Below are 24120 nucleotides of genomic sequence, written 5' to 3'. Positions count from 1 at the left end.
CAGTGTCGCTTCCCGGAGCCGGTTGCGATTTTGAATTATGATTATAATGTATGGTGCTCAGTTCGATCGCCCTCAGCTGTGCTGTGTCGCGCAGGGCTGTCGAGATCAATATTTTGGAAAGGGACGATTGTGGCAGATCGAAAGACAGGTTCACGGATCGTGGTAACCGGCATGGGGCTTGTCTCACCGCTCGGAGCGAACGTGGACGCGGCATGGAAGCGTCTCATCGCCGGTCAATCTGGAATACGTCGCTTGGACGAAGCGATCGTGCCGGATGTCGATTGCAAAGTCGGCGGTGTCGTTCCCGATATTACTGAAGACCCGGAAGGTTTCGATCTCGCGGCAGCGGTTCCTGCCAAAGATCGCAAGAAAATGGATCGCTTCATTCATTTCGCGATCGAGGCGTCGCGGCAGGCCCTGTCGCAAGCCGGTTGGGCCCCGCAAGACGAGCGGTCGCGCGAACGAACGGGAACGGTCATTGCGTCGGGCATCGGCGGATTTCTCACGATCACTGAAGCGGTGCGGACGGTCGACAATCGCGGCGCGAAAAAGCTTTCGCCGTTTACGGTTCCGTCGTTTCTCGTCAACCTCGCCGCCGGGAACGTCTCGATCTTGTTTGGTCTCAAGGGGCCGATCGGCGCGCCGGTGACGGCGTGCGCGGCCAGCCTGCAGGCCATAGGCGACGGCCTGCGCTTGATCCGCAGCGGAGAGGCCGATGTCGTGGTTTGTGGTGGGGCAGAGGCGTGCATCAACAGAGTCGCTCTCGGGGCATTTGGAGCAGCGCGTGCGCTCTCGACTGGCTTTAACGACGAGCCGGAAAAAGCATCGCGACCGTTCGACAAGGCGCGTGACGGCTTCGTGATGGGCGAGGGAGCGGGTATGCTTGTGATCGAGAGCGAAGAGCATGCGTTGGCTCGCGGAGCTGTTCCGCTTGCGGAAGTCGCCGGATACGGCACGAGCGCGGATGCCTTTCACCTCACCTCAGGCCCACCGGATGGAAGCGGTGCACTGAGGGCTATGCGCGATGCACTCGCCATGTCCGGCGTTTCGCCTGACGCCATCGGCTATCTCAATGCGCACGCGACCTCGACGCAGGTGGGCGATAGCGGCGAGCTTGCCGCGATACGCACCATGTTCGGCCAGGGAATAGCTTCAAAACGCAACAGGGGGCCCGCGATCTCATCGACTAAATCGGCAACAGGCCATTTGCTCGGCGCTGCCGGTGGCCTCGCCGCGATATTTTCCGTTCTCGCGTTGCGAAGTGGCGTGCTGCCGCCGACGCTCAATCTCACCGATCCGGATCCGGAAGCTGAAGGCCTAGATCTTATTGGTTCGGAGGCGCGGAAAAGCGATATCGAATACGCTCTTTCGAACGGATTTGGTTTTGGCGGAGTCAATGCGTCGGTGATTTTCCGCCGCTGGTCGTGACCTTCGATTGTTGCGGCAGTCCTTAGCCGCCGCGCAATTGATCGGCCATCGCCGCAATGGTCCGGTCGTAGACGTCGGCCTTGTTCCATTCGGCGATGACGCCGTAGTTGTGCGAACCGGGCTCGTAGGAGCCGCCCCGCTGCCAGCCGTGGCCTGCGAGAAAGCTCGCCGTCGAAGCAAGGATGTCCGGCACGCTGTGGATCAGGTCCTTGTGGCCGTCACCGTCGAAATCGACCGCAAAACGGATATACGGCGTCGGCAAAAATTGCGTCTGGCCGATTTCGCCTGCCCAGCCGCCGCGCAATTGCGCGGGCGTCAGGTCGCCTTCATTGACGATCCGCAAAGCGTCGAGCAATTGACCGGTGAAGAACTCGCTCCGCCGGCAATCGTAGGCCAAGGTCGCGAGCGAACGGATGATCGAATAGCGGGCGGTGGCGTCGGCGCCGTAATGCGTTTCGAGGCCCCAGATCGCGATGATCACCTCGCCCGGAACGCCGAAGCGTTTCTCGATGCGATCGAGCAGCGCTCGATGACGCTGCATCAGAACGCGGCCTTTGTTGATCAGGGCCTTGTCGACGCGGCGCGCATAGAATTGCTGAAAGCTGAGTTTGAATGACCGCTGCGAGCGATCGAGGCGGATGATAGAGGGATCATAGGTGACATCGGAGAGTGCCGACAGAACGGTGCCCGAGCCGATGCCCTGCGCTGCTGCCTGAAGCCGGAACCGCTGAAGCCAGCTTTGAAATCCGGCTGGCCCGCTGCCGCATTGAGCCGCCGCTGCTTCGCCGGCCGTGCCGACGAGCAAGAGGGCGACCAGACATATCGCGTTCAGCCTGATCTTGATGGGCGCAGCAGACGTCGACGGCATGTTTCTTCTTTCGCTCGGAGGGGGAAATCGTTCGGACGGGCGGGCAGTGCGTATGGCGCCCTTACTGTCACATCTTCCGTGCATCGCCAAATGCGCATGTCACCGCGCGGAAAAAAGCTATCTTTTTCAAGGTGCAAGAGAGAAGGCGCAGAGATGCGGCCTGATACCGGATGTTACGCAGGGAACAGCTTCCGGTTCGCTAGCAAGTTAATTCTCGTCGCATTCGAAGGGCTGACCGCGATGATGATCCGAGCCGCGACGACAGATCCATTCTCGTTTAGCGACGCCGCTGCAGTGGTGGGCGGGATGCTGATTGTCGGCGTCCTGGTTTTCTGCATTTCGGTATGTGCAGACGACTCGCCGATTTCGGACTTTCTGCATCGGCCACAGGGGGAAGCCGACGCATCGCGCTTCAACGAACTCTTAGGGGCCCTGAACGGGTCGCAACAAATTCCCACGCCTCTTCAGGAGCACGCGGCTTCAGAGGAGAGCGCGCAGGCCGCGGATGTAAGCATCGCGCCTGAACAGCAGCTACAAACACGAGAAGAGATCAGGCGATAAAGGGGCAGTCCCGCCGCTGCCCCCCGTCGAACGATCGTCTGCCTCACATCTTGCAGATGGTCGCTTGTGCGTGACAGGTCGACAGCACGCCGTCTTGTGTGCAGCGATACTTGCGCGGGCCGAAGTTATAGCCTGGTGTGCCGGCGCCGGTCATCCAGACCATAAACACACCCATGTCCGTCTGCTGAAGAAGCGATTCGTCGGCCAGGAATTTTGCGTTTGTTTCGCCGAGGGGGGATGATCCCAGCGAATACTTTTTGAAGCATTCCCTGGCGTCGGCGGGGACTGAGGCGAAGGCTGCGGCTGCCAGAAGAGCGAGCGTCAAGCCGGTCGTCCGGCCAGAAATCTTGCGCATTGAAGTCACTCCAAGTGGTTGTGAGATGGCGGTGGAAGCGTGCCATGGCTCGGAAACTGCAAGCACGGAAAATCAACAGAACATCGCAGATTTCAGTGGCCTCGCGGCGTCTATACATCACCTCCTCGTCACGCCATCTGCACGATTGCGGATCGCGATTGAGCACAAGTTCGATTGAGAAGTTTGCGAGCAGGTTGTCGTCTCGCTCGGGCTGATGCGCCGATCTCAGTCGAAGCCGCGGCGTTGCGAAAGTCGGACCGAAAGGATCCGCTTCTCTTGTCGGTCGAGGCATTCACGGTATTATCCAAACCCGGTATATCCGTCTCAGGAGAAATCCTCAGGGGACGCAATTCATGAGCAGGGGGCGGAGCGCCAATGCCTCGTTCGTTTGGAGGGTATCGCAGGACCGATATCCTCATCGGCCAGCGTATACGACTTTTTCGACATGCTTCGGGTATATCGGCTGAAGATATGGCCCGCGTTTCCGGACTAGACATCGGTGATTATGCAAGTCGCGAGCTGGGCGAGGCCCGCTTTAAGACGGCGGAGCTTTACGAAATTGGGAAGGCGCTGAAGGTCCGATTGGCGGATATTTTCGGGTCCATCGGCGCCGTCGGTGATACGGTCGATTAGTCGTCCTCGGGCAAGCGGTCGATAAGATCGGCGAGTTGCCGAAGGTGCGTTCCAAGTTCAGCCGTGACATTGAGTTGGCCGCGTCGCTGCGACGTGTCCATTGCATCGCGGATGCCATCGATGACGCGGCACAAATGCATGATGAGTTCGTCCGGCTGATCTTGCTGAATGAAGAATGTGCGTTCCATGCGAAGTGCTTTTCGAATTTCAGGATGCGACGCGCACTGGCATAGGCTTTTGCGGAAGAGCGATGCTTTTCTCCCACGGCTCGCGAACCTTGAGCGACAAGCGGATTTGGGGCGGAATAAGAGTGACGGAGGGCGTCGGCAGTGGAGCGGGAACAGCGCTTTTGATCGAGATCGAAAATGCTGCCGCCATCTCGAGGGCCAGGAGCTGCAACTCGAGGTTCGCCAATCCCATGCCGATGCAAACGCGTGGTCCTGCTCCGAACGGGAGGTAGGCTTTGCCCGTGAAATTGCGCGTGAGGTCGAACTCGTTGGGGTTGAGCCAATAATGCTCATCACGATGCAATTGCCACGGGCAGAAGATCAGCGAGTCGCCGGTCTTGAGGGGTATATCGCGGACGGTGAAATCGGTTTTGACGTCGCGCGAGAACCAATGGGCCGAGGGATAAAGCCGGAGGACTTCACGGACGAACGCGAGGCTCTTTGCGGCGCGCGGCAGAATTTCAGGCCGCAACTCGCCGGCGTCGTCTGACGAGGCTTCGGCTTCCGCAGCGAGTTCTTCGGCGAGACCCGGTACTGTGCCGAGGTAATAAAGAATCCAAGCCGCGGCCGAACCGGTTGTGTGGTGGCCTGCCAGCAGCATTGTCACAATCTCGTCGCGGATTTCGACGTCGGTCAGGCCGAGATTGATCAAGGCGCCGACGGCTGTCGAAGATGCGGCGCGGGCGCGGACCCTCGTGACGACGGCGTCGATCATTCGACGTGCCAGTTCGCGCTTGCGCCAGCGCGCGCGGGCTTTCCAGGGCGGAAGCGGAAGGACGCGGAACAGATCATCCGCCAGATCAGACTCGACGAGACGAACGGCTTCAACAATCGCTCTCTCATCGCCGCGCGAAAGCACGTCCTTGCCAAACATGGCGATGCAAATCATGCGCAGCGCCAAGGGTGCAGTCAGGTCGTGAGCGGAAATCTCCGATTGTTTGGAAGCGGCTACTGCGCTCTCGCGTATGGCGGCCGACATTTCCGGAACGAATCGCTGGGCGACGCCCTTCGCGAAAACTGAATGGAGTACAGCACGGCGCTTGCGGTTTTCCTCGCCGTTGAGCGTCAGCGTGCTCTGGCCAACGACAGGGCGGAGCTTGCTTACAAAGCGTCCTTTGTCGACGAGGACTTCATCGGATTTCAGCAGATGCCTGACGAGATCAGGATCGGTTACCAGCCAGATGGGTTTGGGCCCAAGATGGAGCCTCACCAATGGCTCGATCGCCGATTCCGCTTGCGTCAGGAAGAACTTTAGCGGGTCCCGATTGAACGACCTCAGGTCTGAAAACCAGTGTTTCATCGATGATCTCAACTGTTTGAAGGAGATCCATGAGAGCGTCGTAGGCTTCTCCGCCTTGCTCTTGGATTGGTATTTCGCCTGCCACCGCTGTGAGTCTTCGGCCCTTGCGGTCGTTGCCGATGAACTGCGGAGATCCGTAGCGGCGCGTCTTGATGCCGATTTGCCGGAGCAACCGTTCGTGACAGAGGTCTACGAGTGCCACCAGCGCCTTGGCTCCGCGCAACCGCGCGAGGTGAAGCATCACCGCGTAAGTTACGCCCGCAATATTCAGGTCAGGTGGATGGACGCCGAGGCGACTGATTTCCCACATATCCGGCGCTCTCGGGTATGGACGCTCGGTGGCAAGCTGCGGAAATACAGAAAGGGCCAGGTATTCGTGATCGCAGCGTATCGCGCGAAATCCGCTGATGAGCTTTGCATCGGCATAGATGGCGCAATAGGTCGCGGTGGTCCCATCGAATTGATCGATCTCAAGGTTTCCGAATACCGGTAAGTCCCACTGCAAAGTGTCGACGAACAGCCGTCTTCGGAATTCCTGAAATTCTCTCACCAGTGCGGGATTGCTCTGGACATTGCAAAGTTTCGCAACCAGTCTTGGTCTTTGGGAACTCATGGCCACTACCGTGCGCAAAATTTCTACCCATCGGCACTCGGTGTGCGGGACTAATCCGATGGTGAAGTTTTTCGCGAGATGACTTGCTTTGGGAAATCCCCTGAATGGGGGAGAGTCTGCGAAATGAATGTCGAAGAAGCGATTACCGCGGTCGAAGCCTCAAGCGACCTCGATGAACTCAAACATACTTTGCAGAGGATTGCGGAGGACTACGGGTTCGCGTCGTTCAACTTTCTGGATGTCGGAAATCCCCATCAGGATGTTCCATTTTACATGGGGACAACCGGCGAAGCTTGGGAGAGCGACTACAAGTCGAACAAGTTCGTCCATGTCGATCATTGCGTGAAATTCGCGCGACGGACCAACACGCCATTTTCGTGGGATGAGGTGCCGCTGCCGAACGTGCCAAGTGGGCCGAAGCCCGGCGCATACAAGATCATGGAAGCCGCGCTGGATCACGGTTTCAAAAACGGTGTTGTTGTTCCGTTTCACTATCGCGATCACTTAGGCCGCATGAACTCGAGCCTCTGCTCCTTCTACTGGAAGGATACGATCAGCCGCTTTCAGTTCATGATTCTGCGAAAGAAGATCGATCTGCATGTGGTGCTGGTCTACTGGGTCCAGCGCGCCGTCGATCTGATTGCCGAAAAACACAGAGACGATCCAAATCGCGTGATCGCGCCGGAGTCGGTGTCGAGCGTCCCCCTAAGCGACCGCGAGCGCGATGTGCTGGCGTGGGCGGGGAGAGGCAAGACCGTTTTGGAGACAGCAGAAATTCTGCGACTGAGCGAAGAGACGATCAAAAGTCATCTGCGAAATTCGATGCGGAAACTCGGTGCTGCCAACAAAACGCATGCCGCCGTTCGTGCTCTCTATCTCGGATTGATCGATTACTGAGGTTGGTATCGTTGCGGCGAGTGGGAATGCTTGGGAGCCGGGGATGTGGTGTCGATTACGGAAGAATATCACCTTCGCGACAGCCGTCTGCGCGTTCGGCCCGTTTTCAATCTCAGAAGTTCGCGCGGCTGAGGGTGGGCTCACCAACTACGTTCCCGGCTATTACGGAGATTTCGCGGTAGCGGTTGCGCCCCAAAACGGTCTCTACGTCTATGGAACCGCCTATAGTTATCAGGCCAAGTTGAAAGGGCCCGCTATTCCGGACACGGTGTCCGCCAGCGCCATGCTCTATCTCAGCGGATTCCAGTACGTCACGGATCACAAGATTTTCGGAGCCACTTACGCGTTCGGCGCCTACACAACTTTCCTTGACGCCCACACTGAAGCGAAGCCACCGCCGTTCAGCCTTGATGCAAGTATTGCCGATCGCGGCGACACGAGCATCTCGCCGCTCGTTCTCTATTGGGCGTTTGGAAACCTCTATGTGAGCGCATACCAATCGATCATCATACCGACAGGCTCCTACGATGACGGCGCAGCGCTCAACGCCAGCCGAAATTACTTCACCTTTGATTCCGTCGTTGCGCTGACATGGCTCGACCAGAAACAGGGTCTCGAAATCTCTCTCGTTCCTGGGGTGATGTTCAACACCGAAAATCCCGCGACCGACTATCGGACGGGCGATGAATTCCATCTCGATGGTATGCTCAACAAATATTTCTCGCAGAGCTTCGCTGTTGGATTGCACGGGTACTTCTATTCGCAATTCACGAATGACAGCGGTGCGGGAACTCCTAGCATTCGCAGCGCATCGGCAGGCGTCGGTCCGGCGCTTCTATGGAACACGACCTCGATCGGCATTCCCGGCAAGATCGTCGGAAAGTGGCTGCATGAGGTCGACGCGACCAATCGCTTTCAAGGCGACATTTTAAGTGTAACCGCCGCGCTCAAATTTTAGCGGAAAGACGTGAATGCAGCTTCTGATTTAATTGTCGCCGTCGTCGATCGCGGCCAAATTACGTGCTGGCGCGGGGGAGCGTTTTTTTACGGTTCGTTTCACGGGCACGTCAGAATAGATTCGATTGATCTCTTTTCCCAAGTCCGCCAAATCGATGAAATGATCAGCTTGCCGGCGGAGTTCGTCGGAGATCATTGGTGAATTCGTCTGAAGGCTTGAGACGACGGTGATACGTTTGCCCAATTCTTGAAGCGCGGCAACAAGGCTTCGAAGATCGCCGTCGCCGGAAAAGATGATGATGTGGTCGACTTGGTTGGCCATTCGCATGGCGTCAACGGCCAATTCGACGTCCATGTTTCCCTTGAACTTCTTTCGGCCCGCGGAGTCGGTCAATTCCTTCATTGGCTTCGTTATAACGGAATAGCCGTTGTAATCGAGCCAATCGACTAATGGGCGTATTGCGAAGTATTCGGGATCTTCCGGAATCACCGCGTAGTATTGGGCTCTAACAAGTCGAACCTTGCTTCGAAACAGGTTGAGGAGCCGACCGTAATCGATGTCAAACCCCAACGATTTCGCCGTCGCGTGAAAATTTGCTCCGTCAATGAGGAGCAACGTCCGTTCATCCGGGTAAAGCTTCATCTTTCGGCCTGATCGAGGGCTAATCTTTTTGTCTAAGAAATCAACTTCTACGGCATAACGGGCGAAGCCGTCAGAGAATTTTGATGTGGTGCTGCAATGTTCATCGTTTTGCAGGGCAATTGCGGCGTTCTTGCAGAGAACAGAATTTTTCTTGGCTTCCGGCTCAGCAGTTTATGCAGCGAGTGCTGCTGTAGCGGGTGCAGCGCAGTAGCCGGTTGTCGATCAATTTTGCGGGCGTTGCCGATAGCCTTCCGGTCGCGCGGCGCTATCTTGTGTTCAGTCATTGAAAAAAAGGGCCCGCTTTCGCGAGCCCTTTTTTTCTTGATTTATATGACGAGCTTTACTGTTTAGGCGCGGCTGGGGCTGGACCGTTCGTACTGCCTTCGGCACCCTTCACACCCGTTGCATCCTGAGCCGGCTGGGTGGTCTTATCGATGGTTGGGTTCGCGCCACTGGTGCCGGTCGAAGCACCAGTCGAGCTATTGTCGGGATGGGCCGCCGGGCCGTTGGTGCTACCAGCAGCACCCTGGACGCCAGGTCCCGAGGTCCCCGAAGACTTCATCGCGCCGCTGTCAGCAGCGTTCGTCACCGGATGATTCACATCAGCAACGTTTCGATTGTGGTCGTAGAAATACCAAGCACCCAAGGCGATTGCTGCGACGACAATGATGCCGGCGATCCACGATCCCGTCGACGTTCCGACGTCGTCTTGGCCGAGGTTGCGCTCGCGGCCGGAGCGGGGATCTTCATACGTCATGTTGTTTCCTCCAAATTTGCTTCGGAGGGGGAACGAAACGAGGGGGATTCGGTTCCTTTCGCCCTGACGCCAATCCGGCTCTCAGCCAGCCATTGCCGGTCACGAATGGTTGCCTTTCTTTGCAATTCTGCCCATGCAGTCGGCGGGAGTTGAATGATCAACATCTGTGCAGTTCGGGTAGCTATTGCACAGATTTCAACCCAAATGCTCCGCATGCGGCTTTGTTTGGTAGCAGATTGCTGAACGCTCATTTTGCCTACTTTCAATGCCTTGACCAGATTTTGATCAGGCTGGCACGATTTTTGTTTCCTTTCTCATCGGGCCCTGTTCATGCGCAGGTCCGGTCGCCTCCACGACAATAGAAACCGGGGGGCCAAATGAGACCGATCTCAGCTGTTCTAAAGCTGTTCAAGCGTCAGGAACTGCGCGGAGCGCCGATCTCGGTCGACGCGGCTGGTGAGATCGTTTCCAGACCTCATTTTTCAAAAATTCACACTCGAATTTTTTTGTTCGACGCGTCTCGCCCGAAGCGAGAATCCGCGCTCTGAACGTGTGGGGATGAATTGAGCACGAAAGACATACTTGCCGGCAATTGCGATCCCATCGAATTGATCACAGGAGATATAGGCGATGCTTCATCCCGTCATTCCGCTCGCTAGATTTGCGAAGGGCAAGCTTCCACCGATCGCGAAAATATTTCGAGGCGTCGTCCTTGCGCTTTTCGTGGCGAGCCTTGCCAGCGTATTTGCATCGTCATTCTCAGTCGCGCAGGAGACGGCTCCTGCTCCGGCCGCGACACCGGCCACTCCGGCGGCTCCTGCCGCGGCGGCCGCTCCGGCGCCTCTTCCTGCATGCGATGCAAAAACGGTCGAGAAGTGCACCGTCAATGCCGGCGACACGGCGTGGATGCTGACGTCAGTCGCACTCGTGCTGATGATGACGATCCCCGGCCTCGGGTTGTTTTACGGCGGAATGGTGCGAAGGAAAAACGTCGGCGATACCGTGATGACGTCGTTCGCGATTACCTGTCTCGTGACGGTACTGTGGGCCGTCTGTAATTACAGCTTCGCGTTCAGGGCCGGCACACCATTCATCGGAGGACTCGATCGTGCGTTTCTGCAAGGGATACTGAGCGATATTTCGAGCGGTGCGAACAATCCCAATCCGCTTGCGCCCACGATCCCCGAAACCGTCTATATCTGCTTCCAGATGACGTTCGCGATCATTACGCCTGCGCTGATCGCAGGGGCGTTTGCGGAGCGCATGAAGTTCTCGTCCATGCTCTGGTTCATCGCTCTATGGGCGACCATCGTCTATGCGCCGATCGCGCACTGGGTATGGGGACCGGGCGGCATATTGAATTCGACGAATGATCAGGCCTGGTTCAAGGTTCTGGACTTCGCCGGCGGCACCGTCGTCCACATCAACTCGGGCATAGCCGGGTTGGTCGCTTGCTTGGTGCTCGGAGCGCGCAAGGATAGCGGCCCCGCCCACAACATCGTTCTCACGTTCATCGGCGCGTCACTTCTTTGGGTTGGCTGGTTCGGATTTAACGCGGGTTCGGCGGTGACGGCCAACATTCAAGCCGGCATGGCGATGCTTGTCACGCAACTCGCGACGGCGATAGCCGCTCTCACGTGGATGCTGATCGAATGGATACTGCGGCGCAAGCCGACGGTGGTTGGCATTTGCTCGGGTGCCGTTGCCGGGCTCGTCGCAATTACGCCCGCTTCGGGTTTCGTCGGACCGGCCGGCGCCTTAGCCATCGGGATCAGTGCCGGCATCTTCTGCTACTGGGGGTCGACCGGTCTCAAGCACATGTTCGGTTACGATGATGCACTCGACGCATTCGGCGTGCACGGCATTGGCGGCATCGTCGGTGCGTTGTTGACGGGCGTCTTCGCGATCAGCGAGTACGGCGGAACCCCGGGTTGGATCGAGGGTAATCCGCATCAGGTAATCAACCAGGCGGCTGGCATCTCGATCGTCCTGGCTTACGATGTGATCGTCACGTTCATCATCCTGAAGCTCATCGATTGGACGATCGGCCTGCGCGTCGCCCCGGACGTCGAGCGCGAAGGTCTCGATCTGACGCTCCACGGCGAAATCGTTCACTAGTTAGACTGGTCGAATTTTCGGGAGCCGGATGTTCCGGTTCCCGAATGACACTAAATTATTTGCCGGGCGATCGAAGCCCGCTGATTTTGTCTCGCGTGCGAAAGCGGGCCATGCTTCGAGCTGCCGTCATGACTGCCGAGAGCGATGATTACCGTAATCGGTATACGGTCGCTTATGATCGAGAGGAGATCCAATTTCCGGTTTGGATCCTGATGATCTTTGGCGGCGTGTTTTTCTATGCGTCAGTGGCCAAGGGAAGCGTGACCTACTTACTAATGAGCGCGGTGTTCGCGTCTCTTGCTTATTACAGTTATCCGCTGTTGGAGACCGGCAGGGTACGGCTCGCGGCCGATCGCGATGGGCTTTTCATCGAGGGCCTCGGTCACTTCGCGTGGCGGGCAATCGGCGCTATCGATGCTGTCGAATTGGTCGTTCGGGGAAACGTTTACACGGAAGCTGAAATCTCGCTGTTAGAGCCTCTCGCGATCGCTCTTGGGCGCGATGCGCCGAAGGTTCCGCTCCGCCGGCGGTTGATGCGCAAGCCGTTCTATCTCACGTCGAGATCGAAGGTTCGGGTGCCGCTCGATATCTTCGACCGGACGCCGGAAGACATCATCGGATCGCTCAGGCGAATATGGCTTTTCAATCGGGGCCGCGCCGCGAACGACCGGTGAAGCTGCAGGCTTAACGGGCGGTAAGCAAACATAAGACCAATCGCCTCAAAGCCGAGCTGCGCAACAAGCTCGATGATCACCATAACGGATCGTTCCTCTTGCCCACGTTGGCAGTTGAGGCGCGTCGTGCGCTGCCAGCCGCTCTTAAGGTCAGAGAGGGATCGCTGACCCAAAGAGAACGGCCCGATTGCGTTCGAGAACCGCTACGACGTGGAGGAAACAAATGATCAAGCTTGCCGCCGTTGCCTTTGCCTTGGTCGTCGCAACGTCCGCCGAGGCCATGCCGCTCGCGCCAATTCAGCAGCCGGACGGGCTCGCCACGCAAGTCCGCTGGGGCTGCGGCATTGGCAGGACGCGAATCAATGGTGTCTGCGTATCGAGAAGAAACATTCGCCGTGTTCGCCGCGATGTCCGCAGGTGCCGACGGTGGAATGGAGGCGTTTGCGTCCTGCGCTGGTAGGGCGCCATCCAGAAGAAATCTGGCGCAAGAGTTCCAGGCCGGAAAAGTGTTGGGTCGCTGTGGTGCCTCAGGAGGGATTCGAACCCCCACACCCTGTGGATAGCAGATTTTGAGTCTGCCGCGTCTACCGTTCCGCCACTGAGGCATCAACCCGGAATTCCCGGGGCGAAGCGGCGACATATACCGGCCCGGGCCGCCGCGTCAACGCGTGAAGATATTATCTGAGCGTATGTGTCACTCGGCCCGTCGCATGGTGGTGCTCGACGACCTCAATTTTGTCGCCGATTTTGATGCCGCGCGACTTGTAGGCGAGCACCCGGACGAGGGGGCCGCTGGTGAGCCTGACGATGACGTTTTCCCCGTCGGCCGAGTTCGTTTTGGAGACCAGGGGTTCGATGTCGGTGACGGTTCCCTCGACCTCCGTGTTGGAGACCGACATATCCAGCGTTTCATAGCCGAACGCCATGCCGATCGCCGCGACGATGGCCAGGGCGATCCCGAGCTTCTTGGCGCGGTCGAGCCAGAGGGCCCGTTCGAGCCGCTTTCGAGTTTCTTCGCGCAACCGCCCCTCCCTAATCGCGCTGCCTGTACCAGACCTGTCCCCAGGGTGTCACCAGTTCTGTGAGGGTTATGGCGGCTCCGACCGGAAAGTTCAGCGGAATTTTGGCTGCGACCGTGACCAAGCGGCCGTCGGCAAGCCGCGCGGTATACCGCGGGGATGTCGGAGGATACCATTTTGGAAGCGCGTTTCCGCGGTCGACGGCCGTGACGACGCCGACGATCGTCCCGCGCGGGCGAGAGAACAGATCGCGCGCGACGCCCCAGGCAATGCCTACAGCGAGTAAAAGAAGAAAGAGGACGACCCAGGTCTTCATCAGCGGAGCGTAGCGAGAGCCGGGTGGCTCTCGCAAGGCCTGGTTAGGCCGCCTTGGCGTAGCGGTCCACGAGCTTGACGATGTCCGCCATGATGTCGTTCAGCTGGAAGTCCTTGGGCGTGTAGACGGCGGCGACACCGAAGGCCTTCAACGTCTTGGCGTCCTCGGGCGGGATGATGCCGCCGACGACGACCGGGACGTCGTCCAGGCCTTCCTTGCGCATCCGTTCCATGACGTCCTTGACGAGCGGAACGTGAGAGCCCGACAGGATCGACAGGCCGACGACGTGGACGCCTTCATCGACGGCGGCACGCACGATCTGGCCAGGGGTCAGACGGATGCCCTCGTAGACGACTTCCATGCCAGCATCGCGGGCGCGGACGGCGATCTGCTCGGCGCCGTTGGAATGGCCATCGAGGCCAGGCTTGCCGACGAGGAACTTGATGCGCCGGCCGAGGCGGTCGGACACTTCATCGACGCTGGCGCGGACGGCTTCGAGCTGAGTGCTATCACGGGCGACGGCGGCCTGCGCGACGCCGGTCGGGGCGCGATATTCGCCGAAGATCTTGCGCAGCGCCGTGCCCCATTCACCGGTCGTGACGCCGGCCTTCGCGGCCTCGATCGACGACTCCATGATGTTGCGGCCTTCCTTGGCGGCGCGTTCGACTTCGGCGAGGGCAGCGGCGGCCTTCTTGGAATCGCGGTTTTCACGCCATGCCTTGAGCTTGCCGATCTGCTCGGCTTCCACCGCCGGATCGACAACCATGATGGCGTCGGTGCCGCCCGATAGCGGCGACGGTTCGGTCTCGGTGAATTTGTTGACGCCGACGACGATCAGATCGCCGCTTTCGATGTCGGAAAGTCTGCTGGTGTTGCTCTCGACGAGGCGGCGCTTCATGTAGTCGATAGAGGCGATGGCGCCGCCCATTTTCTCGATGGTTGCGAGTTCGGCTTTCGCTTCTTCCTTCAACGCCGCGACTTTTTTCGCGACTTCGACGGAGCCGTCGAAGATATCGCCGTATTCGAGCAGGTCCGTTTCGAAGGCGACGATCTGCTGCATGCGGAGCGACCACTGCTGGTCCCAGGGACGCGGAAGTCCGAGAGCTTCGTTCCAGGCGGGCAACTGCACCGCGCGGGCGCGCGCATTTTTCGAGAGCGTTACGGCGAGCATCTCGAGGAGGATGCGGTAGACGTTGTTTTCAGCCTGCGGTTCGGTGAGGCCGAGCGAGTTGACCTGCACGCCGTAGCGGAACATCCGGTGCTTCGGGTCGGTCACGCCATAACGTTCGCGGGTGATCTCGTCCCAGAGCTCGCCGAAGGCGCGCATCTTGCACATCTCGGTGACGAAACGCATGCCGGCGTTGACGAAGAACGAGATGCGGCCGACGACGTTGCCGAATTCTTCCGGCGGCACTTCACCCGAAGCCTTGACGGTGTCGAGAACGGCGATGGACGTCGCGAGTGCGTAGGCCAGCTCCTGGACCGGCGTCGCGCCCGCTTCCTGCAAGTGGTAGGAGCAGACGTTCGTCGGGTTCCACTTCGGCACGTTCCGCGTCGAAAAGACGATCGTGTCCTTGATCAGCCGCAGCGACGGCTCGGGCGGGAACACGTAGGTGCCGCGCGAGAGGTATTCCTTGATGATGTCGTTCTGAATGGTGCCGGTGAGCTTGTCGCGTGACGCTCCGGTCTTGTCGGCGACCGCGATGTAGAGCGACAGGAGCCAAGCCGCCGTCGCGTTGATCGTCATCGACGTATTCATCTGGTCGAGCGGAATGCCGTCGAGCAGGGTGAGCATGTCGCCAATGTGGGAGACCGGAACGCCGACCTTGCCGACTTCGCCCCGGGCGAGTTCGTGATCGGAATCGTAGCCCGTCTGCGTCGGCAGATCGAATGCGATCGAGAGGCCCGTCTGGCCCTTTGCCAGGTTCTTCTTATAGAGCGCGTTCGATTTTTCCGCCGTCGAATGGCCGGCGTAGGTGCGGATCAGCCATGGCTTATCGCGCTGGATTTTTGATGTTTTGGTTTTCGCGTTGTCTCGCGACTTGGTGTCCGACATCGAAAGGGCGCCCCTAGGCTCGGGTCAAATTGTTTTGGCGAGACATTTACCGTAGCCGAAGCCCGTGAAAAGGCAAAACCGGCAGTTCGCCGCGCTCGTCCGGCAACCGATTGCACAAAGAAAGGTTGTCGGAGGGTAGGTTTAGCGCCGCAGGCGGGGTGGGCGGCTCGGAATGGCGACGAGCTTTGCCCGGCTGACGCGATGCTCGTTGAGGACCATCCAAAGCCACTTGCTCAGCAGGATGACGAGCAGCGACGTGAGGACGCCCAATGCTGTCGCAGTGACGACGTTGACGTTCTTATCGTATGAAAGCGTGATCATCTGCTGGGTGAAAAACGCCGGTCCTGCGATACCGCCGATCATCAGTAAGGGGAGCGAGCTCAGCGCGAGCCCCGAAGAGCCGGCGATTTCGCGGATGAACCAGCCGACGATCGCGACGAAAACGAGCGTCGTGTAAATGGTGAAGGAGTCGGTATTCTTGAGCTGCCAAAAGAGGTCTTGCACGTGCCGCACTCCAACTGCCCGAATGGGTAGGTAAAAGGTGCAGGAACAATAACCCTCTCTCGTTAAAGAGGAATTGAGCCGTCATTAACGGCGGTCTAACCCTCTTCATTGCAGCGCAAAAACGTGCTTCATACTGCGATCCCCAGCGAAGTTGGGGAGGAACGCGAAGAAGATGAGCCATAACGGCCCTCGTCGCGGGGAAATGGTCGGGAGACGCAACATCAATGTCGAGCCAGAACTTGGCAGCAAAGAGCGACGTGGCCGATGCTCAGTCGGCGGCGGCGGGCATTAAGAAAGATCTGTACGAGATCGGGGAAATTCCACCTCTCGGGCACGTGCCGAAAAACATGTATGCCTGGACCATCCGCAAAGAGCGTGAGGGTCTGCCGGAAACGGCGATGCAGGTCGAAGTCGTTCCGACGTGGGAACTCGATAGCCACGACGTTCTCGTTCTCGTCATGGCGGCCGGCGTTAATTACAACGGCGTCTGGGCCTCGCTCGGCACGCCCGTCTCGATGTTCAACGTCCACAAGCAGCCGTACCACATCGCAGGTTCGGATGCGTCCGGCATCGTCTGGGCCGTCGGCTCGAAGGTGAAGCGCTGGAAGGTCGGCGATGAAGTCGTCATTCACTGCAATCAGGACGACGGCGACGACGAAGAGTGCAACGGCGGCGATCCGATGTTCTCGCCTTCGCAGCGCATCTGGGGTTATGAGACGCCGGATGGATCGTTTGCTCAGTTCTGCCGCGTGCAGGACCGCCAGCTTCTCGAGCGGCCGAAGCATCTGACGTGGGAAGAGAGCGCCTGCTACACGCTCGTTCTCGCGACGGCATACCGCATGCTGTTCGGACACCGTCCGCACGTGCTGCGTCCGGGCCATAACGTTCTCGTTTGGGGCGCCTCGGGCGGCCTCGGCTCGATGGCGGTGCAGCTCTGCGCGACGTCGGGCGCCAACGCCATCGGTATCGTCTCGGAAGACGACAAGACCGATTTCGTGAAGCAGCTCGGCGCCAAGGGCGTGATCAACCGCAAGAAATTCAATTGCTGGGGTCAGCTTCCGAAGGTGAACTCGCCAGAGTTCAACGACTGGATGAAGGAAGCCCGCAAATTCGGTTCAGCCATCTGGGAAACGACCGGCAAGGGCAACAACGTCGACTGCGTTTTCGAACATCCGGGTGAATCGACGTTCCCTGTCTCGGTCCTGGTCGTGAAACGCGGCGGCATGGTTGTGATCTGCGCCGGTACCACGGGCTACAATCTGACGATGGATGCCCGCTATCTCTGGATGCACCAGAAGCGCGTACAGGGTTCGCACTTCGCGAACCTTCAGCAGGCGAGCCAGGCCAACAAGCTGGTCGTCGAGCGACGCATCGATCCGTGCATGTCGGAAGTGTTCTCGTGGGAGCAGATTCCGAAGGCTCACATGCGGATGTACCGGAACGAGCATAAGCCGGGCAACATGGCGGTGCTGGTGTCGGCTCCGACGACCGGCCTCAGGACGTTGGAAGACGCCATCGAAGCTGGGCCGCAGCCACGATAACGAGTTACCTTCCTTCGCCGAACGCGGCGAAGGAAGGCTTGTCTTTCCTGGAAAATATCTGATTGCCGAGGTGGCGCGTTTTACGCGCCGCCGATCGTGCTGAGGCGGAGCGCCTCGCGCTCTGCCGCTTCCCGGCGCATACGCTTCATTTCCATAAGCCCGCGATTGAACTCGGCACCCAAGAGAATGGTGATCGCGGTGAATTGGAAGAAGATCAGCGCGATCATCAGCTGCGAAAGACCGGCATAGAACAGCGAATAATTGCTGATTTTAATGTAGTACGACCACAGTCCGGCGAGTGCGAGCCAAAGGACGATCGTCAGAAGTATGCCAGGCCATACATCGGCCAGGCGCCGCTTTCCGGCCACCAGCCACAAGTGAAGGGCCAACAACTGTACGGCCATCACGGCGCCGGCGACCGCGTATCGAAGGCCCGGTCCGAAGCTGATTGAATCGATAAACGTCTTCACCCAGCCCGCGGAAAAGTCGGCGACGATTGCCGGTCCGAAGACGCTGGGGCCGACGACGACGATCCAGGTGATGACGAGCGTCGAGATCGCATTGACGAAGACGAATAGCATGCTGATCAGCAGGCATAGCGCGTAGGGCCGCTTCTCGCGGACCCGATAAGCGCCGTTCAGTGCGGTACGCAATGTTTCGACGGCGCTCGTCGCGAAGAACAGGGCCAGAAACGCCGAAGCGGTCAGAAGATCGATACGCTGCGATCCCATCACCGCTTCAATCTGCGGAGCGATGCCTTTGGCGACCGGCTCCGGCAGGATGGCAAACAATTGGTTGATGGCGTCCTGCGCCAGTTCGCGTCCGCCGAAGATACCGGAGAGGGCACCGAGAAAGATGCAAAAGGGGAAGATCGAAACGACGAAAGAAAATGCGATCGCGCCGGCCATCGCGAAGCCCGAATGCTCGTAAACCCGGTAGAGGGCCTCGAACAATCTTCGCATGCGCTTCATGAGTTAACGTCTCTCCCCAGGCTTTTCGTATTTTATCGCGCGGAACCTAGTGTCTCGGAGAACCGGGGTCCACACCGGACGTCAAAAGTCCGTCCGAGGCGGCAATTTGGACGCAGGTTCGAGGCTCAGGCTCGGATCTGTAACGGCCTGGAACTTTGTAGAGTTCGCTATCGTTCCCGCCGCGCCGCAGCGGCTTCGTTCGCGCGAATAGGTCGCGCGGGCGTTTGTTGCTGTTCGCGACCAGTTGACTAATCCTTCAGAGCAGTGAATTGGTCGCGCAGTACCGCCGGTATGGACAAAATACATAGTCCAGCGCCTTGTCATTCCTTAGGAGAAACGCATGTCCGTTACGCCGATGAAGGCTGGAGCCAGCATCCTTGCAGGGGGAGCCGCCAAGCTCATCGAGCGCTGCGGTGAAGCCGTTGCCGGGGCAGACAAAATACTCCAGGCCGCGAAGGCCGGCGTGCGGATCAAGATCCAGGAAGAGGGTGGCATCGACCAGGCGCAGCATGCGGCGCATGGGCTCGCTTGGCTCGCGACGACCGTCGAAGGTCTTCGCCAAATGCATGATTGGGCGAGCCGTCTCGAGAGCGAAGGGCGCTTCGGAGAATTCGAGCAGCTCTTGCTGATCGCTGCCTTCGGCGAATACGCCGCGCAGGTCGCAAACGGCATTCCCATGAGCCAGCTCGAGATCTCGCGAGCGGATGGGCTGGGCGTTCCGAAGAGCGATCTTCGCCGTTATGAAGATTCGGTTGCCGACCTTATCGCTGAAGGCGGTTCGGAAACGGTCAAGGCGCGCCTTGGAGAATTGATTGCCTCACAGCCCGAAGCGATGACCTTCGGCGATACGGGTCTCGACGAGACCCACGCGCAGATCCAGGATCTGATGCGCCGCTTCTGTCTCGACGAAGTTTATCCGCATGCGCACGAGTGGCACCTCAAGAACGAATACATTCCGCTGGACGTCATCGCGAAGCTCGCTGAGCTCGGCGTTTTCGGTCTCTCGCTGCCGGAAGAATTTGGCGGTATGGCGCTCGGCAAGGAGTCGATGTGCGTCGCGTCGGAGGAGCTTTCGCGCGGTTACATTGGCGTCGGATCGCTCGGAACGCGGGCAGAAATTGCAGGCGAACTGATCCTGCACAACGGCACGCCGGAGCAGAAAGCAAAATATCTTCCCAAGATCGCGTCGGGCGAAATGCTGCCGACGGCGGTATTCACCGAGCCGAACACCGGCTCCGACCTCGCCTCGCTCAAGACGCGCGCGGTGAAGGATGGCGACGTTTACAAGATCACCGGTCAGAAGACCTGGATCACCCATCCCGTCCGCGCCGACGTGATGACGGTGTTGACGCGCACCAATCCGAACGAGCCCGGCTATAAGGGCCTTTCGATGTTTCTCGCGGAAAAGCCTCGCGGATCGGACGAGGAACCATTTCCTGCCCAGGGAATGACGGGCGGTGAGATCGAAGTTCTCGGCTATCGCGGCATGAAGGAATACGACATCTCCTTCGACAACTTCGAAGTGCCGGCCGAAAACCTGCTCGGCGGCGTCGAAGGCCAGGGCTTCAAGCAGCTGATGAATACCTTCGAGGGCGCGCGTATTCAGACGGCGGCGCGCGCTGTCGGCGTCGCTCAGTGCGCCATGGACCTCGGGCTCAAGTATGCGCTTGAGCGTTCGCAGTTCGGCAAACCGATCTATTCGTTCCCGCGTGTTCGCAACAAGGTCGTCATGATGGCCGTCGAGACGATGGTCGCGCGGCAGCTCACGTATTTTTCGGCGCGGCAGAAGGATGCAGGCCGGCGCTGCGATCTCGAAGCGGGCATGGCGAAGCTGCTTGGCGCACGCGTCGCCTGGGCGAACGCCGATAATGCTTTGCAGATCCACGGCGGCAACGGTTTCGCGCTCGAATATCCGGTCAGCCGCGTGCTTTGCGATGCGCGTATTCTGAACATTTTCGAGGGTGCTGCGGAAATTCAGGCGCAGGTGATCGCGCGGCGGCTGCTCGAGGGCGCCAACTAGTCGCGTCGGGGGACACGCAGATGCGGTACATGACGGCTGTCTTCATCGGAGCGCTGGGATTGGCTTTGAGCGGTCCGGTGTGCGCCGGAGACGACGACGACGACGGTCCGTTGGCCGCGAGCTGGGTCGCGACTGAACTCAACGGCCATCCCGTCGACGGCTTGACCTTCGACTACACGACGGAAAAAGTTTCGGGGACCGGTGGCTGCAACCGCTTCAGCGGTCCGATTTCCATCGAAGATGATGCCATTCAGATCGGGCCTTTGGCCGCGACGAAGATGGCGTGCGAAGGCAAATCCGATATCGAAACGCAATATTTTACGACGCTCGAGGCGGCGCGTTCGTTCGCCGTGGAGGGTGATATCCTGACACTGAAGGCCGAAGACGGCCACGTGCTCGTGAAGTTCAAGAAATAGTAGGGCGGGCGGCATCGTCGCCGAGCGGCCCCAACGACCGGAGCCCAATGACTCGCTCTATTCTCATCACCGGATGTTCGTCCGGCATCGGTCTCGACGCGGCGCGGACGATGCGCGAGCGTGGCTGGCGCGTGATCGCGACGGCCCGCAAACCTGAAGATCTCGCGCGGCTCAAAAATTTCCTCGGCGTCGAGGCCCTGCCTCTCGAGCTCGCCGATCCTCAATCGATTGCAACGTGCGCCATCAGGGCGCTGGAGATGACGCGCGGCAAGATCGACGCGCTTTTCAATAACGCTGCGTTCGCGCAGCCCGGCGCGATTGAGGATTTGTCGCCGCAGCTGTTGCGCGAGCAGCTCGAAGTCAATGTCATCGGCACGCACGATCTGACACGGCGGCTCATTCCGTCGATGCGCAAGAACGGATCGGGGCGCATCGTCAATTGCTCGTCCGTGCTCGGCTTGGTGGTTGCGCCATATCGCGGCGCCTACTGTGCGTCGAAATTCGCGCTCGAAGCGTTGACGACGTCGCTGCGGCTCGAACTCGATGGATCGGGAATTTCGGTTTCATTGATCGAGCCTGGGCCGATCCGTTCGCGGTTCGTGGAAAACGCGCTGGCGCGGCTTCTCGCGACGGTCGATATCGAGAACTCGCCGCATCGGGATGTGTATCAGGCACGTATCGAGGCGATGAAGGCCGGTGGCAAGGTGACGTTCAAGCTCGAGCCGGAAGCGGTGAGCAAGCGGCTCATTCATGCTGTCGAAAGCGCTCGGCCGCGACGTCACTATTACGTTACGACGCCGACCTATTTGGCCGTTGCCATGCGGCGCGCGTTTCCGCAGTTCGCAATCGATTATTTTACGCGAAATTCCTAACGCTTGCAGCTGGACCGGGTGTGCGGCGCAAGTTTGGCTCGCCAAACCGCCAGCTTTTCGTCGAGCGTTTTCGTGTAGAGCGGACTGGATGACGGTAATTCGATCATCGCGAAATCGGTCTCCGCGACGAGGCCGGGCTTCACGACGAAGCGGCGGAAGAGGTCGCGCGCCTTTTGGCCGTTGAAGGCTATCGCGCTGATTGCCGGATTGGCTGCGAAGTACGCGCCGAACGCATTCGCAGCCGGATTTCTTATCGCGGCGTCCGAGCTGCCGATGCGCTCGGCGCCTTCAAGGACGTCCCAAACCGCCCATCGATTGATTTCCAAGAGCGCCAGACGGTCCTCATAGGTCGCAGGAAGCGGCTTGTCGGAGAGGGCGGCGATGAGCGGCCAGAAATGATTTCTCGGATGTCCGTAATATTGCTGGAGGCGGAGCGATTCTTCTCCAGGCAGCGTGCCGAGGATCAGCAAGCGTGCACCAGCCGGGCTGATCGGCGGGAAGCTGTATTTGACGATCGGAGCACTTTCGACCGGCAGCGTTTTTGTTCGCTCGGCAGCCATTACCCCTCATGCGCGATGGTAGGGATGTCCGGAAAGGATCGTCGCTGCGCGGTAAAGCTGCTCCGCGAGGACGACGCGTGCAAGGCCGTGTGGAAGGGTCAGAGCGCCAAGCGATAATTTCATCGCCGCCGCGCTGAGGGCGGCGTCTCCGTGGCCATCAGGGCCGCCGATGAGGAAGTGGCATGTCTTCGCGCCGCCATCGCGGGTTTCGCGAATGAAGGCGGCGAAGGCTTCGCTTGACAGAGAGCGTCCAAACGGGTCGAGCGCGACTGTGACGTCGCCCGCGCCGATGTCTTTCAGGAGACGCGCCGCTTCATCGCGTTTGCGCTCGTCCGCTCCGGCTGCGCGGCTTTCGGGGAATTCGCGAATATCGATTGGTCCGAGGCCCAGCGATTTGCCGGCGCCATTGAGGCGTTTGGCGTAGCGCTCGACGATGGCGCGTTCCTCGGCGTCCTTCAGTTTCCCGACCGCCGAAATCGCGATGCGCATCAATCGTCCGTTAGCGCGGCCGAAGAGTGCTCGGCCGCGTCCGCTTCAGGTGGTCTTCTCAGTCCACGCAATCAGTGCTGCGAGGAGTCGCCGCGCGATGCGTCCGGCGGGATCTCCGCCTGCCACATCTTTTCGAGGTTATAGAATTCGCGGACCTCGGGCCGGAAGACGTGAACGATCACGTCGCCGGTGTCGATCAGCACCCAATCGCAGGCGCCCAAGCCTTCGACCCTGACGCGGGATTCGCCGCGTGCTTTCAGCTTTTCCCGCAGCTGTTCGGCGATGGCGCCAACGTGCCGGTCGTTACGGCCCGACGCGACGACCATGTAATCGCCTAGTGCGGATTTGCCTTTGAGGGGAAGGGAGACGATATCCTCTGCCTTTGCGTCGTCAAGCCAACGGACGACATCATCAAGCAGGGCTGCCGAGTCCGGCGCCGGGGCGGCGGACGTGGCGGGAGAGGAGCCCTTACGGGCGGCCTCGGTTGTGGTTCGAATCAAGCGGCGAACGTCCTTTGCTGGTTGGTCCCGCATGTCTTTCAGAGTCCGGATTATCCGGAACGCCTTAGATATTAAAGGGCGTCGGGCCGGGCCGCAATTGGAAATGAGGGCGGGTCTGTCGCAGAAGTGTCATATAAATCAGAGACTTAATTATTGGGCACCAGGACGCGGGGTGCTGCACTGCGTAAAGCGGTCGAGGAAAGTCCCGAAAGACGGATGGTCAGGAGCATCCAGGCGGGCGGGCGGAGGTCGGCCAGGGTGGCCGCTTCGGACTCAGGCACGCGATAGCGCTCGAGGGCACGAGCGGCCGGAGAGGCCAAGCCAGCATGACGCCAGCCGGGCCGATCGACGATCGCAATCGGCATGATTTCGGCGATGTGTCGCCAATGCTGCCAGCGGTCGAAGTAGGCGAGGTTATCGGCGCCCATGATCCAGACGAAGCGGACGGCGGGGTAGCGGCGCGTCAGGAACGACAGCGTTCCGGCGGTATAGCGCGTGCCGAGCTCGCGCTCGAAGCCCGTGATCTTCATCCTAGGGCCACGCGCGAATGTTTGGACAAGCTTCATGCGCTCGGGGAGCGGGGAAAGTCCGTTGTTCGATTTGAGCGGGTTGCCCGGCGTGATGAGCCACCAGAGCTGGTCGAGGTTCAGCCGTTTCATCGCCGCTTCGGCCGCGATGCGATGACCGTCATGGGGAGGGTTAAACGTACCTCCCATCACGCCTATGCGTTGCCCCGGAAGACACAATGGGGTTTTGACGCGAAGGGAGCCGAAGCTTTGCAGCGGAATCTTTCGCGTCAACTCAGAGGTGCCTCTCCGCGGTTCA

27 protein-coding genes and 1 tRNA gene are annotated in these 24120 nt (G+C 59.4%); 11 read left to right on the top strand and 17 right to left on the bottom strand.

What is annotated here, in order from left to right; all coding sequences use genetic code 11:
• Positions 1 to 129 precede the first annotated feature (129 nt).
• Complete coding sequence (gene fabF / locus G359_RS19100; protein WP_256363871.1) at positions 130 to 1428, top strand: beta-ketoacyl-ACP synthase II; 1299 nt, start codon at positions 130 to 132, stop codon at positions 1426 to 1428.
• A 22-nt stretch (positions 1429 to 1450) separates the two neighbouring features.
• On the opposite strand, the gene G359_RS19095 is transcribed toward fabF, so the two are convergent.
• On the bottom strand, positions 1451 to 2296 hold the full coding sequence (locus tag G359_RS19095; protein ID WP_045837405.1) for a lytic murein transglycosylase: 846 nt from the start codon (positions 2294 to 2296) through the stop codon (positions 1451 to 1453).
• Between the two features lie 153 nt (positions 2297 to 2449).
• Here G359_RS19095 and G359_RS19090 point away from each other — a divergent pair, with 153 nt between their 5' ends.
• Entirely contained in the window at positions 2450 to 2857 is a 408-nt protein-coding gene (locus tag G359_RS19090) for a hypothetical protein (RefSeq protein WP_045837404.1), read from the top strand.
• A gap of 43 nt (positions 2858 to 2900) precedes the next feature.
• Here G359_RS19090 and G359_RS19085 read toward each other — a convergent pair whose 3' ends face one another.
• Positions 2901 to 3212: a hypothetical protein gene (locus G359_RS19085; protein WP_045837403.1), complete on the bottom strand. Its 312-nt coding sequence runs from the start codon at positions 3210 to 3212 to the stop codon at positions 2901 to 2903.
• Between the two features lie 375 nt (positions 3213 to 3587).
• Here G359_RS19085 and G359_RS20665 point away from each other — a divergent pair, with 375 nt between their 5' ends.
• Entirely contained in the window at positions 3588 to 3845 is a 258-nt protein-coding gene (locus G359_RS20665; protein ID WP_156150847.1) for a helix-turn-helix domain-containing protein, read from the top strand.
• Here G359_RS20665 and G359_RS19080 read toward each other — a convergent pair.
• Genes G359_RS19080 through G359_RS20250 form a run of 3 tightly spaced genes read right to left on the bottom strand, consistent with a single transcriptional unit; the run spans position 3842 to position 5985 of the window.
• Entirely contained in the window at positions 3842 to 4033 is a 192-nt protein-coding gene (locus tag G359_RS19080; protein ID WP_045837402.1) for a hypothetical protein, read from the bottom strand. The two genes, G359_RS20665 and G359_RS19080, sit on opposite strands and share 4 nt — an antisense overlap.
• A gap of 19 nt (positions 4034 to 4052) precedes the next feature.
• Entirely contained in the window at positions 4053 to 5282 is a 1230-nt protein-coding gene (locus G359_RS19075; protein WP_197077642.1) for a cytochrome P450, read from the bottom strand.
• On the bottom strand, positions 5233 to 5985 hold the full coding sequence (locus tag G359_RS20250) for an acyl-homoserine-lactone synthase (RefSeq protein WP_082073022.1): 753 nt from the start codon (positions 5983 to 5985) through the stop codon (positions 5233 to 5235). The genes G359_RS19075 and G359_RS20250 overlap by 50 nt, the downstream gene beginning before the upstream one ends.
• Before the next feature lie 123 nt (positions 5986 to 6108).
• Between G359_RS20250 and G359_RS19065 the strand changes: the two genes are divergently transcribed.
• Together G359_RS19065 and G359_RS19060 are read left to right on the top strand one after the other, a co-directional pair.
• The gene (locus G359_RS19065) at positions 6109 to 6882 is read left to right on the top strand and encodes a helix-turn-helix transcriptional regulator (protein WP_045837399.1); all 774 of its coding nucleotides are present in this window, start codon (positions 6109 to 6111) and stop codon (positions 6880 to 6882) included.
• Positions 6883 to 6925: 43 nt separating this feature from the next.
• Positions 6926 to 7840, top strand: coding sequence for a SphA family protein (locus G359_RS19060; protein ID WP_045837398.1), 915 nt, complete (start codon positions 6926 to 6928; stop codon positions 7838 to 7840).
• A gap of 27 nt (positions 7841 to 7867) precedes the next feature.
• Here the strand turns inward: G359_RS19060 and G359_RS19055 are convergent, their stop codons facing one another.
• Together G359_RS19055 and G359_RS19825 are read right to left on the bottom strand one after the other, a co-directional pair.
• Positions 7868 to 8482 (bottom strand): LabA-like NYN domain-containing protein, encoded by a 615-nt coding sequence (locus G359_RS19055; protein ID WP_045837397.1) that lies wholly within the window; start codon positions 8480 to 8482, stop codon positions 7868 to 7870.
• A gap of 340 nt (positions 8483 to 8822) precedes the next feature.
• Positions 8823 to 9239 carry a hypothetical protein gene (locus G359_RS19825; RefSeq protein WP_052699466.1) on the bottom strand — a complete coding sequence of 139 codons (417 nt, stop codon included), beginning with the start codon at positions 9237 to 9239 and terminating at the stop codon, positions 8823 to 8825.
• A 630-nt stretch (positions 9240 to 9869) separates the two neighbouring features.
• On the opposite strand from G359_RS19825, the gene G359_RS19045 reads away from it, so the two are divergent.
• Complete coding sequence (locus G359_RS19045) at positions 9870 to 11357, top strand: ammonium transporter (protein ID WP_082073021.1); 1488 nt, start codon at positions 9870 to 9872, stop codon at positions 11355 to 11357.
• A 110-nt stretch (positions 11358 to 11467) separates the two neighbouring features.
• Positions 11468 to 12031 (top strand): hypothetical protein, encoded by a 564-nt coding sequence (locus G359_RS19040; RefSeq protein WP_156150846.1) that lies wholly within the window; start codon positions 11468 to 11470, stop codon positions 12029 to 12031.
• A 520-nt stretch (positions 12032 to 12551) separates the two neighbouring features.
• On the opposite strand, the gene G359_RS19030 is transcribed toward G359_RS19040, so the two are convergent.
• The 5 genes from G359_RS19030 to G359_RS19010 all read right to left on the bottom strand — a co-directional run bounded on the left by G359_RS19030 (position 12552) and on the right by G359_RS19010 (position 15926).
• A tRNA-Leu gene (locus tag G359_RS19030) sits at positions 12552 to 12636 on the bottom strand.
• A 72-nt stretch (positions 12637 to 12708) separates the two neighbouring features.
• Complete coding sequence (locus tag G359_RS19025; RefSeq protein WP_045837395.1) at positions 12709 to 13053, bottom strand: hypothetical protein; 345 nt, start codon at positions 13051 to 13053, stop codon at positions 12709 to 12711.
• A 10-nt stretch (positions 13054 to 13063) separates the two neighbouring features.
• Positions 13064 to 13366, bottom strand: a complete 303-nt coding sequence (locus G359_RS19020; protein ID WP_045837394.1) for a hypothetical protein — start codon at positions 13364 to 13366, stop codon at positions 13064 to 13066.
• A gap of 43 nt (positions 13367 to 13409) precedes the next feature.
• Entirely contained in the window at positions 13410 to 15422 is a 2013-nt protein-coding gene (locus tag G359_RS19015; RefSeq protein WP_045837393.1) for a protein meaA, read from the bottom strand.
• A gap of 141 nt (positions 15423 to 15563) precedes the next feature.
• Complete coding sequence (locus G359_RS19010) at positions 15564 to 15926, bottom strand: hypothetical protein (RefSeq protein WP_045837392.1); 363 nt, start codon at positions 15924 to 15926, stop codon at positions 15564 to 15566.
• Positions 15927 to 16150: 224 nt separating this feature from the next.
• Here G359_RS19010 and ccrA point away from each other — a divergent pair, with 224 nt between their 5' ends.
• On the top strand, positions 16151 to 17467 hold the full coding sequence (gene ccrA, locus G359_RS19005; protein ID WP_197077615.1) for a crotonyl-CoA carboxylase/reductase: 1317 nt from the start codon (positions 16151 to 16153) through the stop codon (positions 17465 to 17467).
• 80 nt (positions 17468 to 17547) lie between these two features.
• On the opposite strand, the gene G359_RS19000 is transcribed toward ccrA, so the two are convergent.
• Positions 17548 to 18438 (bottom strand): YihY/virulence factor BrkB family protein, encoded by an 891-nt coding sequence (locus tag G359_RS19000; protein WP_045837391.1) that lies wholly within the window; start codon positions 18436 to 18438, stop codon positions 17548 to 17550.
• 340 nt (positions 18439 to 18778) lie between these two features.
• Here G359_RS19000 and G359_RS18995 point away from each other — a divergent pair, with 340 nt between their 5' ends.
• Genes G359_RS18995 through G359_RS18985 form a run of 3 tightly spaced genes read left to right on the top strand, consistent with a single transcriptional unit; the run spans position 18779 to position 21746 of the window.
• The gene (locus G359_RS18995; protein ID WP_045837390.1) at positions 18779 to 20458 is read left to right on the top strand and encodes an acyl-CoA dehydrogenase family protein; all 1680 of its coding nucleotides are present in this window, start codon (positions 18779 to 18781) and stop codon (positions 20456 to 20458) included.
• A gap of 20 nt (positions 20459 to 20478) precedes the next feature.
• Positions 20479 to 20874, top strand: a complete 396-nt coding sequence (locus G359_RS18990; protein ID WP_045837389.1) for an META domain-containing protein — start codon at positions 20479 to 20481, stop codon at positions 20872 to 20874.
• 47 nt (positions 20875 to 20921) lie between these two features.
• Complete coding sequence (locus G359_RS18985) at positions 20922 to 21746, top strand: SDR family NAD(P)-dependent oxidoreductase (RefSeq protein ID WP_045837388.1); 825 nt, start codon at positions 20922 to 20924, stop codon at positions 21744 to 21746.
• Here the strand turns inward: G359_RS18985 and G359_RS18980 are convergent.
• The 4 genes from G359_RS18980 to G359_RS18965 all read right to left on the bottom strand — a co-directional run bounded on the left by G359_RS18980 (position 21743) and on the right by G359_RS18965 (position 24095).
• Entirely contained in the window at positions 21743 to 22306 is a 564-nt protein-coding gene (locus tag G359_RS18980) for a DNA-deoxyinosine glycosylase (RefSeq protein WP_045837387.1), read from the bottom strand. The genes G359_RS18985 and G359_RS18980 overlap by 4 nt on opposite strands.
• A 6-nt stretch (positions 22307 to 22312) precedes the next feature.
• A complete protein-coding gene (gene rlmH, locus G359_RS18975; protein WP_045837386.1) occupies positions 22313 to 22795 on the bottom strand; it encodes a 23S rRNA (pseudouridine(1915)-N(3))-methyltransferase RlmH in 483 nt (160 codons plus the stop codon).
• A 71-nt stretch (positions 22796 to 22866) separates the two neighbouring features.
• Complete coding sequence (gene rsfS / locus G359_RS18970; protein WP_082073020.1) at positions 22867 to 23328, bottom strand: ribosome silencing factor; 462 nt, start codon at positions 23326 to 23328, stop codon at positions 22867 to 22869.
• A 113-nt stretch (positions 23329 to 23441) separates the two neighbouring features.
• Complete coding sequence (locus tag G359_RS18965; protein ID WP_082073019.1) at positions 23442 to 24095, bottom strand: nicotinate-nucleotide adenylyltransferase; 654 nt, start codon at positions 24093 to 24095, stop codon at positions 23442 to 23444.
• Positions 24096 to 24120 lie beyond the last annotated feature (25 nt).

The organism is Hyphomicrobium sp. 99 (assembly GCF_000384335.2).
Classification (GTDB): Bacteria; Pseudomonadota; Alphaproteobacteria; order Rhizobiales; family Hyphomicrobiaceae; genus Hyphomicrobium_B.
The sequence above is the reverse complement of the archived record's forward strand: the minus strand, read 5'-3'. Positions and strand labels throughout refer to the sequence as shown.